19 protein-coding genes are annotated in these 12515 nt (G+C 57.6%); 18 read left to right on the top strand and 1 reads right to left on the bottom strand.

Annotated features, from left to right (window positions below; genetic code table 11):
• The first annotated feature begins 8 nt into the window (after positions 1–8).
• From ACA046_RS17885 to ACA046_RS17870, 4 genes are all read left to right on the top strand, one after another.
• A complete protein-coding gene (locus ACA046_RS17885) occupies positions 9–341 on the top strand; it encodes a 3-methyladenine DNA glycosylase (protein WP_497674550.1) in 333 nt (110 codons plus the stop codon).
• 195 nt (positions 342–536) lie between these two features.
• Complete coding sequence (locus ACA046_RS17880; RefSeq protein ID WP_497674549.1) at positions 537–875, top strand: MFS transporter; 339 nt, start codon at positions 537–539, stop codon at positions 873–875.
• Positions 872–1216 (top strand): hypothetical protein, encoded by a 345-nt coding sequence (locus tag ACA046_RS17875; protein ID WP_497674548.1) that lies wholly within the window; start codon positions 872–874, stop codon positions 1214–1216. Before ACA046_RS17880 ends, ACA046_RS17875 begins: the two co-directional genes overlap by 4 nt.
• A gap of 56 nt (positions 1217–1272) precedes the next feature.
• Positions 1273–1704 carry an Ntn hydrolase family protein gene (locus tag ACA046_RS17870; protein ID WP_497674547.1) on the top strand — a complete coding sequence of 144 codons (432 nt, stop codon included), beginning with the start codon at positions 1273–1275 and terminating at the stop codon, positions 1702–1704.
• Between the two features lie 99 nt (positions 1705–1803).
• On the opposite strand, the gene ACA046_RS17865 is transcribed toward ACA046_RS17870, so the two are convergent.
• Positions 1804–2289 carry a hypothetical protein gene (locus ACA046_RS17865; protein WP_497674546.1) on the bottom strand — a complete coding sequence of 162 codons (486 nt, stop codon included), beginning with the start codon at positions 2287–2289 and terminating at the stop codon, positions 1804–1806.
• 118 nt (positions 2290–2407) lie between these two features.
• Here ACA046_RS17865 and ACA046_RS17860 point away from each other — a divergent pair, with 118 nt between their 5' ends.
• From ACA046_RS17860 to ACA046_RS17795, 14 genes are all read left to right on the top strand, one after another.
• Complete coding sequence (locus ACA046_RS17860) at positions 2408–3031, top strand: putative metallopeptidase (RefSeq protein WP_497677102.1); 624 nt, start codon at positions 2408–2410, stop codon at positions 3029–3031.
• A gap of 31 nt (positions 3032–3062) precedes the next feature.
• Positions 3063–3539, top strand: coding sequence for a DUF2280 domain-containing protein (locus tag ACA046_RS17855; protein ID WP_497674545.1), 477 nt, complete (start codon positions 3063–3065; stop codon positions 3537–3539).
• Positions 3514–4836, top strand: coding sequence for a phage terminase large subunit family protein (locus tag ACA046_RS17850; protein WP_177071698.1), 1323 nt, complete (start codon positions 3514–3516; stop codon positions 4834–4836). The genes ACA046_RS17855 and ACA046_RS17850 overlap by 26 nt, the downstream gene beginning before the upstream one ends.
• Positions 4833–6251, top strand: coding sequence for a DUF4055 domain-containing protein (locus ACA046_RS17845; RefSeq protein ID WP_497674544.1), 1419 nt, complete (start codon positions 4833–4835; stop codon positions 6249–6251). Before ACA046_RS17850 ends, ACA046_RS17845 begins: the two co-directional genes overlap by 4 nt.
• On the top strand, positions 6226–7323 hold the full coding sequence (locus ACA046_RS17840) for a minor capsid protein (RefSeq protein ID WP_497674543.1): 1098 nt from the start codon (positions 6226–6228) through the stop codon (positions 7321–7323). Before ACA046_RS17845 ends, ACA046_RS17840 begins: the two co-directional genes overlap by 26 nt.
• Before the next feature lie 43 nt (positions 7324–7366).
• Positions 7367–7870, top strand: coding sequence for a hypothetical protein (locus ACA046_RS17835; protein ID WP_497674542.1), 504 nt, complete (start codon positions 7367–7369; stop codon positions 7868–7870).
• Positions 7871–7955: 85 nt separating this feature from the next.
• Positions 7956–8684, top strand: a complete 729-nt coding sequence (locus ACA046_RS17830; protein ID WP_017479625.1) for a hypothetical protein — start codon at positions 7956–7958, stop codon at positions 8682–8684.
• A 12-nt stretch (positions 8685–8696) separates the two neighbouring features.
• Complete coding sequence (locus tag ACA046_RS17825) at positions 8697–9662, top strand: major capsid protein (RefSeq protein ID WP_497674541.1); 966 nt, start codon at positions 8697–8699, stop codon at positions 9660–9662.
• A gap of 47 nt (positions 9663–9709) precedes the next feature.
• Positions 9710–10294, top strand: a complete 585-nt coding sequence (locus ACA046_RS17820; RefSeq protein ID WP_497674540.1) for a hypothetical protein — start codon at positions 9710–9712, stop codon at positions 10292–10294.
• A gap of 59 nt (positions 10295–10353) precedes the next feature.
• On the top strand, positions 10354–10857 hold the full coding sequence (locus ACA046_RS17815) for a DnaT-like ssDNA-binding protein (protein WP_497674539.1): 504 nt from the start codon (positions 10354–10356) through the stop codon (positions 10855–10857).
• 38 nt (positions 10858–10895) lie between these two features.
• Positions 10896–11090, top strand: coding sequence for a hypothetical protein (locus tag ACA046_RS17810; RefSeq protein ID WP_069868588.1), 195 nt, complete (start codon positions 10896–10898; stop codon positions 11088–11090).
• Between the two features lie 46 nt (positions 11091–11136).
• Positions 11137–11505, top strand: coding sequence for a hypothetical protein (locus ACA046_RS17805; protein WP_497674538.1), 369 nt, complete (start codon positions 11137–11139; stop codon positions 11503–11505).
• A complete protein-coding gene (locus ACA046_RS17800; RefSeq protein WP_497674537.1) occupies positions 11502–12098 on the top strand; it encodes a hypothetical protein in 597 nt (198 codons plus the stop codon). The genes ACA046_RS17805 and ACA046_RS17800 overlap by 4 nt, the downstream gene beginning before the upstream one ends.
• The gene (locus tag ACA046_RS17795; RefSeq protein ID WP_497674536.1) at positions 12095–12514 is read left to right on the top strand and encodes a phage tail terminator-like protein; all 420 of its coding nucleotides are present in this window, start codon (positions 12095–12097) and stop codon (positions 12512–12514) included. Before ACA046_RS17800 ends, ACA046_RS17795 begins: the two co-directional genes overlap by 4 nt.
• The last annotated feature ends 1 nt before the right edge of the window (position 12515 follow it).

Here is a 12515-nt window from a genome sequence, read left to right as displayed (position 1 = left end):
TGAATTAAATGGCTGTACGCACGCTGGGTAAATACTTCAAAAACACTACGATCAATGGCAATGCGATTACCATTGCTACTTTGATTGCTCCTGAAGATAACCTGCACGGTATCATCCTGCGATCCAAGATAGGTGGTCTTGACCCCACCTACGGCAAGAAGGCTCCGCCACAAGGTAACCGCTTCGATACCAGCCTGATCCAGATCCCAAGCGCGATGCTCGTCTACAACGATGTTTTAATTCCGGCGGGCAATGGGTTGTTCATGAATACATCGGCTGACTATGTCATCAACATCGCGATGTCGTGGGACGTACTTAATTCCGACGGTACTGTTGCATAAGACGCGCTGAAGGATGGAGCCCTGCATAAATACGGGGCTTTCAAGCAATTCCGTGCGGCTTAGGCCGCACACCTATTCATTGCCTCAGCATTCGCTGGGGCCTTTTCGTTTTTGGCTCCACCACACCCATCGCTCCGAGCTGGGAGTGCTGCTGGAGCTGATTCAAATCCAAACGTGCCCCACGGAGTCGAGCGCATGGAGTATCTACAGCGCCTGCTCGACAAGATCGACAGGTTCGAATTACTGATCGCGGGCCTCGTTGGCGCCGTCATCGCAAGCTGGTGGCACAAGGACGATTTGAGCGACTGGCGTGCCTGGATGATCTTCCTCATCACCGGCATGGCTTGTTCGATCTACCTGACGAGCATGGTCAGCACCTATCTGGGCGTGACCGAGCCGAAGATCGTCGCCGGCATCGGCTTCCTGCTGGGTGCCTCCGGCGGCTCGCTTCTGGCGGCGATCAATCGAGCCATCAAATCCGCTGACCTCTGGGCGCTCATTCGCCAGCGGTTCGGGGGAGGCAACCCACCATGAATCTTGAAATGATCAACTCCATCGCCTGCGGCCTTATCGCGCTGTGGGCAGCCTGGTGCGTACTGAGCGGGAAGGTGAGGGACGGCATCCTCGGGAAGCTGATTTATTCGGCCATCGCCATCAGCGGTTTTGTCGTTATGGCGCGCAGCCAGAACATCTTCTTCGGCCCGACCACTGCCGGCCTGACATTGCATGTCGCCCTGGCCCTGGCCGGCGCCCGCCACATCTTCATGGTCACTTACTGGCAGCGGGTAAAGGTCTGGCTGTGCCGGACACTGAACTGCGAGCACTGCCTGCACTGTGACAAGGCACCTGGTGGTGTCGAGCGCCGGACAAAGTAATCCGCGCCACGTTTTCGAATGCGCCAAATCGTGGCGCGCAATCATGAGGGATGCAGATGACGACCATTGCCTACAAAAACGGCGTGATCGCCTATGACTCCCGTCAAACACGAGGCGGTGTAATCGTTACTGACGGTGCGGAGAAGTCCGAGTTCGTGAATGGCGTTCGCTTCTTCTTGGCGGGCGCCGTATGCGATATGCCCGTATTGATAGCCGCGTACTTCGGAACTTCATCGCCAGTACCTGTGGAGTGCTCAGGCTATGTCTTGGATAGCGGGAAGCTGATTCTGGTAGGTCACGACGATAAGACCGGTATCTGGAAGCAGGAGCTTGATCTGTCCAACCCTGATGCGATTGGCTGTGGCTCCGCCTATGCGCTAGCTGCAATGGATATGGGCGCGTGTGCAGAAGATGCGGTGCGCGCCGCGATGAAGCGAGACATCTACACCGGCGGCACTGTCCGCACCGTAACTATCAAGCAAGACTAAGGATTCCAAATGACAACCAAGCAACCCGACTGGGAGGCAATCGAACGTGCCTACCGGACCGGGTTGTGTGGCTAAACGAATATCTAATTTTTCAGATCATTAAAACATGATTTCTTTTTTTGCGACCATGCAAGCGGTATTGTTTAGCACTGGGGTCAAATAGATATTTGCGGTAACTTCAGATGCTCCGAGCACTACTGTGCCATTTGTTTCGGCTTCAAACTTCCAGGATTTAAATGTCTTTTCTCGCGCTGATGCGCACGACCCCGGAATAACCATCGTTTCGACATACACCATATCGCACCCCCCCGCTGAAGTGGGTGCCGCGATAGTAGAAATCTGAGATTGGGTGTCGCTGTAGACCTTAATTGTCATGGAATAAAATAGATGCTTGTTGGCTGCCTTTTGATTCCAGCTGCTATGCGATCCGTGGGTAGAATCCTTAATTAGAAATACTGATAGGCCGCTTATTCGATCGCCGCACGTAGTCAAACCTATTTTTTTTGCGGCTTTGGATATTTCGGTTTCTGCGGCGCTCAACGCTGGCGCAATTATCAACAGTGATGCGGCTACGATCCACTTCATTTTCATCCCTTAATTTTTGGTTTTTTCACCCGGGGCTTGCCTGATTGGCGCGGCTCCCCTGGCTGATCGAAATGGAATGATATCAAAATGATGTCGGAATTCGAAGGGAGTGAGAACCATAAACAGGCCATTCCCTCCCTCGTCACTACTTGACCTGTCCGACCTTTCCGATTTCGGTATCCGCCTGACGCCTGCGCCCGAAGTATGGGAATGGCTCCAAGCCGAGATCCTTGCTGACACCGGTAGCGTCCACAACGAAGACCATGCCCACTTACTGGATGCAGACATCCGTGTCATGTGGGCATCGTCGAGCTTCGAGAAGCACGGCAGGACAGTACTGGGACAGGCCGAACAGGTAGCGTTCCGCGCCGGCGGTTGGCAGAAAGCCCGGATGGAGCAACAGATGCGTGATTGGTTTGGCGATGTGCCGGCCTTCATCATCACCCTGGCAGCCGACTACTGCGCCCAGTGCAGCGACCTTGAGTTCTGCGCGCTGATCGAACACGAGCTGTATCACCTGGCTCACGCGACCGACAAGTACGGTCACCCAGCATTCACCCAAGACGGTGCACCGAAGATCAAGCTGCAGGGCCACGACGTCGAAGAGTTCATCGGTGTCGTCCGCCGCTATGGTGCGAGCCCTGACGTTCAAGTGTTGGTGGATGCTGCAAACAGTCCTGCTGAGGTGGGGAAATTGAACATATCGAGGGCCTGCGGAACCTGTCTGCTGAGATCGGCCTGATTCTTGACAGGCTCTAGACGGATGAGAATTTATGGCAGCCCTGAAAAATGAGGTGAAGAGCTTCATCGTTCAGGCGCTGGCGTGCTTTGACACTCCATCCCAGGTGGTGGAAGCCGTCAAGAACGAATACGGGGTTGTGGTGAGCCGCCAGCAGGTGGAGACGCACGACCCCACCAAGTCCGCGGGTAAGGGGCTGGCGGTGAAGTGGGTGACCCTTTTCCACGACACCAGGAAGCGGTTCCGAGAAGAGACCGCAGAGATCCCGATTGCCAACCGCGCCTTCCGGCTTCGCGGCCTGGGGCGAATGGCTGAGAAGGCCGAGAACATGCGCAACCTGGCGCTGACCGCTCAGTTGTACGAGCAGGCCGCCAAAGAGGTGGGCGATGTTTACGTGAATCGTCGCCTTGAACTTGAAAAACCTCTGGGCTCCCAAGCGGACCAGCAGCACGCCGTTGCTGAGTACACCTTGGAGCCTGATGAGAATGTCCCCGCTACCCCGTACCTTTGACCCGCCGGTAAAGCTGACGCCCAAACAGGCAAACATTTACTGCTGGGGATTCCAGCCTCAGGCGCGTTTCCGTGATGCGGTGTGTGGTCGACGGTTCGGCAAGACGTTCCTGGGCAAGGCCGAAATGCGTCGTGCTGCCCGCTTGGCTGCGGAGTGGGGCGTAAGCGTCGAGGACGAGATCTGGTACGGCGCGCCTACCTTCAAGCAGGCCAAGCGCGTGTTCTGGCGGCGACTGAAGCAGGCGATCCCCGAGGCGTGGCGTGCGCACCGTCCAAACGAGACGGAATGCTCGATCACGCTCAAATCAGGCCACGTCATGCGCGTGGTGGGGCTCGACAACTACGACAACCTGCGGGGCTCCGGCCTGTTCTTTGTCCTAGTGGATGAATGGGCGGACTGCCCGTGGGCGGCGTGGGAAGAAGTGCTGCGTCCGATGCTATCGACTTGTCAGTACCAGATTCCAGGCGTTGGTATGCGCAAGGGCGGCCATGCTCTGCGAATTGGCACGCCGAAAGGCTTCAACCACTGCTACGACACTTATCTGGACGGAAAGCCAGGCGGCGAGCCTGATCATAAGAGCTGGCAGTACACATCTTTGCAGGGCGGCAACGTTCCCCCTGAAGAGCTGGAGGCGGCTCGCAGGAAGATGGACCCACGCACCTTCCGGCAAGAGTACGAGGCTGGCTTCGAGAACTACGCCGGTGTCGTCTACTACACGTTCAATCGTGACGAGTGCCGAACCAGCGAACGAATCAAGCCGGGCGAAGCGCTTCACATCGGCATGGACTTCAACGTCATGAAGATGGCGGCCGTCGTTTATGTAGTGCGTGACGACCTGCCGATGGCCCTGGATGAGTTTCACGGCGTGCGGGACACGCCTGAAATGATCGAGAAGATCCAAGTCCGGTTCCCTGGTCACTCGGTGGCGGTATATCCCGACGCCAGCGGGCAGAACACCAGCAGCAAAAACGCGAGCGAGTCCGACCTTTCGCTACTGAAGAAAGCGAAGTTCACAGTGATCGTCGACTCCACAAACCCGGGCGTGAAAGACCGTGTGAACTCGGTGAACGCCATGTTCCTGAACGCCTACGGCGAGCGTCGCCTGAAGGTGAACATCGATCAATGCCCTCAGCTAACCCTGTGTCTTGAGCGACAGACCTACACCGACAAGGGCGAGCCGGACAAAGATCCGAAAAAGGGTCACGACCATATGAACGACGCCGCCGGCTACTTCATCGCCAAGCGCTATCCGATCAAAGCGATCGTCACTTCTATCAAAATGGGATACGCCCGATGAGCAACGACGTCTCCTTCAAGCGGGCGGAATACACGGCAGTGCTGGACCGCTGGGCAACCGTTCGCGACGTCTGCGCGGGCCAGCACCGGGTAGTCGATCGGCTGCCGTACATCAACGCACACGACAAGTCGCCGGAGAACGAAGACCGGAATCGGGCTTACCGCGAGCGGGCGGTGTTCAAGAACGCAACCGGGCACACCCGAAACGGGCTGCTGGGCCTGGCCTTCCACAAAGATCCGACGCTCGCGGTACCGAAGAAGCTGGAATACCTGCAAGACAATGCCAACGGCTCCGGTGTGAGTATCTACCAGCACTCCCAGGGCACGCTTGAAAAGGTGCTCGAAGCTGGTCGCCACGGCCTGTACGTCGATTATCATCAGGACGACGGCATCGGCGGTCACTCGGTGATCTTGTCCTACTGTGCTGAAGACATCATCAACTGGCGTACAGGCATGGTAAACGGGCATAGCGTGCTGACCCTGGTGGTGCTGCGCGAGTCGCCGGAGATCCCGGAAGGGTTCGGCTACAAGACGGCTGAGCAGTACCGGGAGCTGGCGCTTGAGGATGACGGTTTCGTTTGTCGTGTTTGGCGCCGGTCCGGGCCGAAAGGTGGCGGGCCGCTGGCGGTCATCGAAGAGTTCAGGCCGGAAGGTGTCACCGGGCGTCTCAAGGAGATCCCGTTCACCTTCGTCGGCGCGCAGAACAACGACCCAAGCATCGACGAGTCGCCGCTGTACGACATCGCCATGATCAACCTGGGCCATTACCGGAACAGTGCCGATTATGAAGACAGCGTCTTCTGGTGTGGCCAGGCCCAGCCGTGGATTTCTGGATTGGACGAGCAGTGGGTAAATCTGCTGGAGACAAAAGGGGTCTATGTCGGGTCGCGCGCACCAATGCTCCTCCCAGCGGGCGGCGCCTTCGGTTACGCGCAGCCGGCACCGAATACGCTGGTCAAGGAGGCCATGGCCGATAAGAACCAGATGATGATCGAACTGGGCGCGCGAATGGTGGTGGCTTCACTTGCCGCGAAGACCGCTACCGAGTCGCGCGGCGATCAGTCGGCATCCACATCGGTACTTGCCGGCTGCGTGGCTAACGTCAGCGAGGCTTACACCCGAGCAATCATGTGGTGCTGCGCCTATATGGGCATCGCAGACAAGAAGGTCGCCTACCAGGTTAATCAGGAGTTCGTTGAGCTGACGGCTGATCCGCAGATGATCACGGCCTTGGTTGGCTTGTGGCAGCAAGGCGGCTTCGCGAAGGCAGACCTTCGGGCCTACCTGCGCAAGCTGGGCCTGATTGCGCCAGAGCGTACAGACCTGCAGATCGATGGCGAGTTGGAAGAGCAGGGTGACGGACTGGGCCTGGACGACGAGGACAAACCAAATGGCGGCAAACCAAGCAATCCTTGACGCCACGATCCGGCACGCGGTCTTCCTCGAAAAGCTGAAGGCAGGGGAGGTCGGCAAGTTTGCTCCCTTTCTCAAGGAGATTGACCGTTCGATCCGTGACCGGCTTACCCAGTCGGACCTGACCGAGTACAACGTCAAGCGCCTGGAAGCGCTGCTGAAGGAGGTGGATAGCCTGCTGCTGGGCATTTTCGACCGCTACAGCGCGCAACTGAACCTAGACCTGGTGGATATCGCTAACTACGAGGCTGAGTTCGAGGCGACCAGCATTGCCAGGTCGGCGCCGGTTGGTGTGTCGCTGGATGTGGTCGCGCCGACGGCCGCTGCAATTCGCACCGCAGTGCTGACGAATCCGCTCAGTGTACGAGGCACCGGCGGCGGGAAGCTGCTGAAGGCCTTCATCAAGGGTTGGACCGGTGCAGAGCGTGAGCGCGTCACAGGAGCGATCCGGCAGGGCTTCTTCGAAGGTCAGACGAACTTCCAGATCGTCCGCAACATTCGCGGTACCAAGGCGGCAGGGTACAAAGACGGCATCCTGGCCACCACCAACCGCAATGCCAGCACGGTCGTGCACACAGCTATTCAGCATGTGTCGTCCCAGGCACGGATGGAGGTGGCCAAGGCCAATACGGATATCGTCGAAGAGATCCAGATGGTGGCGACGCTGGACAGCAAGACCAGCCAGCAATGCCGCTCTATGGACAAACGCAAGTTTCCGGTGGATTCCGGCCCAAGGCCGCCATTCCACCCGAACTGCCGAACCACGTTCATCTTGCTGACCAAGCTCAGCGCGATGTTCGCGAAGGGCGCTACGCGGGCCTCTGTTGGGGCCGATGGCGGAAAGCAGGTCAGTGCTGACCTCGATTACTACCACTGGCTCCAGCAGCAGCCTGCTTCGTTTCAGGACGTCGCCATCGGTCCTGTCCGGGCCAAGCTGTTCAGGGAGGGCGGTTTGACCGTCGAGCGCTTCGCCGAACTGCAGCTTGATCGGAATTTTGCTCCATTGACGCTGGTGCAGATGAAGGGGCTGGAGCCTCTGGCGTTTGAGCGAGCAGGACTGCTTGACCCACTGTAGCCTTTGATGCCAGTTTATTAGCATCTATGGACGGGTCTATAAAATGTTAAGAAAACTTAATGATGCAGATAAAAAAAGTCTTTTGGATTTCTCCTATGATTTTCTTAGTGACTTAGACTCTATCTTTCCGAGGAATTCTGTTGTTTTTAAAAATTATAATAAAAAGCTGAAGGGCTTTAGAGATTTATTGACGGATTTTTTCAATAGGGGGTTGCTTGATAAAGATGACGCAACTTCGTTATTTGTGGCTCTAATCCAGATTCGGCGGAATGATATTTTAAGGTCGAATATTTCCAAGGGTAATATGGAGTACGCTCTGAAAGTGGTTGCCAGCATGGCGAGCCGATCGAGAATGGATCTGCATAAGCTTTGTACTATTATGGCGGCACATTATAGAATTAGAAGTGTTGCGTCTTCTGAAAGTGCTTTTCAAATTTTGCAAAGTTTATATGATTCAGGTGCGGTGTCGGTGTATACCGGATTTCTTCGGGAAATCAGTGACCATTTAGATGTTGTAAATATGGGTTACGATATTGACTTAAGTTAATCCGTACTAAAAAACAATCAACCCGCTTCGGCGGGTTTTTTTATGCCTGCAAAGCGGGCAAAACATACCCAAGGGGTGCATCAACGTGGCAGAAGAAAACGAAATCGACCTGGAAAACCCGGCAATCAAGGCCGCCATCGCGACTGCCGTTGAAGCATCCGTTTCCGGTTTGAAAACCAAGAACTCGGAACTGCTGGGCAAGCTGAAGGAAACCTCCGGCAAGCTGACCCAGTTCGAAACCCAGTTTGAAGGCATCGATATCGACGCCGTAAAAGGCCTGCTCAGTCGTGCGGGCCAGGATGAAGAGACCAAGCTGCTGACCGAGGGCAAGGTGGACGAGGTCTTTAACCGCCGCACCGAGCGCTTGCGTGGCGACTACGACAAGCAACTGAAGACCATCAGCGAGCGCGCCGAGAAGGCTGAATCCTTCGCCGCCAAGTTCCAGGGCAAAGTTCTGGGTGACTCGGTGCGCGGTGCGGCACTGAAGGCCGGCGCTCTGCCGGAAGCAACAGACGACATCATCCTGCGCGCCAAAGGCGTGTTCACCCTTAACGAAGATGGCGATGCAGTCGCCGTTGATGAATCCGGCCAGGTCATCCTCGGTAAAGACGGCAAGACCCCTCTGACTCCGCTCGAATGGGCGGAATCTCTGCGCGAAAGCGCACCTCATCTGTGGCCAAGGGCTTCAGGGACATTTGCCCCGGGCGGGGGTGGCGGCAAGGCTGCATTCAAGCGCTCCGAAATGACCTCCGAGCAGAAGCGCGACTTTCAGCGCAAGCACGGCCAAACCGCATATCTCGCATTGCCCAAGTAAGGGGATTGACCCATGGCTACAACCGTTAACAGCGACCTGATCATCTACAATGATGAGGCGCAAACTGCATACCTTGAGCGTGTCCAGGACAACCTGGATGTATTTAACGCATCGTCCAACGGCGCGATGGTGCTGGACAACGAGCTGATCGAGGGTGACTTCCGCAAGCGCGCTCTCTACAAGCTGAACGGCTCCCTGGAACACCGCGACGTTAACTCTGACGGCAAGGTAACAGCCAAGAAGATCAGCGCCGGCGAAGCTGTCGGCGTCAAGGCACCCTGGAAATATGGTCCGTACCAGACCACCGAAGAGGCGTTCAAGCGCCGCGGTCGTCCGGTCGAGGAGTTCTCCCAGATCGTCGGCGCCGACGTCGCTGATGCGACCCTGGAAGGCTTCATCCGGTACGCGACTGCTGGCCTGCGTGCCGCCATCGGCTCCAACGCCGATATGGTGGTTTCGGCCAACATCGAAACCGATGGTAAGAAGACGCTGACTCGCGGTATGCGCAAGTTCGGCGATAAGTTCGGCCGTATTGCTCTGTGGGTCATGCACTCCAGCGCCTACTTCGACATCGTCGACGAAGCCATCACCAACAAGATCTACGAAGAAGCTGGCGTCGTGATCTACGGTGGCCTGCCAGGCACTCTGGGCAAGCCTGTACTGGTGACCGACACCGCGCCGGCGGATGTGATCTTCGGCCTGCTGCCGAACGCCGTAACCATCACCGAGTCGCAGGCGCCGGGCTTCCGTTCCTACGAAGTGAACGACGAAGAAAACCTGAGCATCGGCTACCGCGCGGAAGGCACCGTAAACATCGATGTGCTGGGTTATAGCTGGAAAGCCACCACTGGCGGTTCCAACCCAACCCTGGCTGCCGTCGGCTCCGCTGCCAACTGGGTCAAGCATGCGGGCAGCAACAAAGTCACCGCCGGCGTGATGATCACGCTGACCGCAACGCCTCCTGTTACTGGCGGTTAAGCCTCAAACTCAACGTGCGGTCAGAAATGGCCGCCTTGGAGAAACACATGGAACTGACTTACAGCAACCAGCTGAGCGGCTTCGACCCGGAGAAGCGTTACCGCAATCCGGAACACTTCGATAAGCCCGAAGCGGGTGTGACCAGCGTGCTGGTGATTGGCGATTGGCCGAGCGTGGTTAATGCGTACGAAGCAGCCGGCATCGATGTGTCGGTGAAGGAAGCCAAGCGGGCGCAGATTGTTGGTGCGGGCAACCAAGCCGAGCTGGAAAAGGTGATCGCGGCTTTGCGTGCTGAGCATGGATCGATCCAGATCCTTGTTGACGGCCTGGAAGCTGGCGAAATCCATCGTCCAGAGTCCGGCGAACTGGCGTTGCGCTTGTTTGACGTGCTGGGCACCATCCATGCTTCGGTTGATGAGTTGACCACTGAACGTGACGGCCTGGTCTTGACTGTCGACGCACTTCGCGGAGAGGTTGAAGCGCTGAAGAAGTCTGCCCTCACGCCGCCGGCTGATGAGACCGGTGAAATCGCGGCGCTGAAAGCAAAGCTCGACGAAGCCAAGATTCAGTATCGGGCCAACGCCTCCAAAGAATCCCTGGAAAAGCTCGTCGCTGAACTGCCCAAGGAGTAATACTGATGGCTATCGGTGATCCGGCGGCCAATCTTAAAATCATTCCAGCGAGTTGACGCATGAGACTCATCATCGAGGACGGCACCGGCAAGCCTGATGCCGAAAGCTACGCGAGTGCTGAGGACCTGGCCATGTACGCCGTAAAATTCGGTACGGTCATCCCCGCTGGCGTTCCCGAGCAGGAAGCGCTGCTACGCCGGGCCGCCTTGGCGATGGATGGCATGACCTGGAAGGGGCGCAAGATGAACAGCGAGCAGGCCTTGTCCTGGCCGCGCCGGGAAGTGCTGTTGGATCACGAGATCAAGCCGAACAACTACCTGCCGGCGCGGATCCAGTACGGGCAGATGGCCTTGGCCGCTGAGATTCATCAGGACGACATCGACCCAATCGATAAGCGAAAGGGCGCTGTGACGCTGGAGCGTGTCGAAGGCGCGGTAACTCGCGAATACGCGACTATTCCGAACACTAGCGGCCGACTATTGCCGGCAGCGCCGGATCGGCCGAGTGCAACCCAGTTTGCCGACTACTTACAAAAGCGCGGGCTGTTCGCAGTGCGTGCGTAGTGATAGCATTTAGCCTTCATTCACAAAAGGAGGCTGCAATGACACTTCGATTGACTAGTACGGATGCTGAAGCTTGGGATGAGTTCGCTGCAGCGGCACTTAATGGCTACATTCGTTTGAACATGGCTTACAAAGATGCGGTGCCTTTGGCTGCCGATGCTGCTGATGCACTGCTTGAGCAGCGTATCAAGCGACGCAAAGCTCACGGCGATTACGTGTCCGGAAAGTCCTAAAGTAAAGCCCGGCCATCGCGCCGGGCTTTTTACATCAGGAGCCACCATGGCCTTTTACGACGAAATGGCCGTGATGGCTCTGGAGATGATCACAGAGTTCGGCCAGCCCGTGACCATCAGCAAGACGGAGCCGGGCGAGTACGACCCGGATATCGGCGGCGAAGCGCCAGGCGCCACTGTTGAGCAAACCGCCCAGGGCATCCTGCTAGACTTCACCGGTATCGAATTCCAGAACAACAGCCTTATCAGGCAGGGCGACAAGAAGCTGAAGATCGCCGCGCAGGGCTTGGCCTGGGAACCGGGCTTGCTGGACAAGGTGGTCACTCAGGGCCGCACTTGGGCCATCGTTCCGCCGCTGAAAGAGGTAAACCCCGCTGGTACGCCGATCCTCTACGAATTACAGGTGCGCTCGTGAGCCGGGCAGGCGCCGGACAGTCCGGCAGCTTCGCTCTGAGCCTGGCCGCATTCGCCGCCCAGGCTACCGAAGCCCTCGACGCAAGCCTGCGCGAGATCATCATCGAGGTCGGTAGCAGCCTGATCCGCATGTCCCCGGTGGGTAACCCGGAGATCTGGGCCCAGAACGCTGTGGCAACCCAGTACAACAAGGCTGTCGATGACCACAACAGCGCGCTGCGTAGCGATCCGGCCAACCTCACGAAGGCGGGCAGGCTAAGGCCAGGGCGCAAGGTGCACGACGGCATGGACATCGTCGCACCAGCAGGCTACGTCGGCGGCAGGTTTCGCGGTAACTGGATGTTTAGCATCGGCACCCCGAACAACGCCACGACCGAAGAGGTTGACCCTACGGACGCCAAGTCAACGGCGCGCATCACTGCTGGAGCTATCGAATTCAAGGCAGGCGACACCTGCTACATCACCAACAGTCTCGGCTACGCGATCCCGCTGGAGTTCGGCCATTCGACCCAGGCGCCCGGCGGCATGGTCCGGGTAACCGTGGCTCGCTTCCAGCAGATCGTGCTGGAGGCCATCAGGAACAACCAGGTATGAGTCACGCAATCATCGCTTCGATCTACGAGGCAAAGCTCATCGCCTGGAACGCTGCCAGGTCGGAGAAGTTGAAGATCGTCTTCGAGAACACGGCCTACACGCCAGCAGCGGGCGAGACCTACCTGCGGGCTTTCACGATCCCGGGCGACACCGCCAGCAACACGCTCGGCGGTGATCATCGGCTGTTCACCGGCGTGTTCCAGGTGAGCATCATCGCGCCGGCGGGCACGGGCAAGACCAAGACGAATCCGATTGTGGCTGAGTTGACAGGCCTGTTCCCGCTGTATGTGCGCGACACGAAGAACGGCTTCGTTGTCACGCCCATGACGCCGGTAGATCAGGGTCCAGGTATCACCGGCGACTCCACCTACACCGTCCCGCTGTCGTTCTCATACCGGGCCGACACCACACCATAAC

This window comes from Pseudomonas sp. LBUM1641, from assembly GCF_059716235.1.
This window is presented reverse-complemented; position numbering and strand designations above follow the sequence as displayed.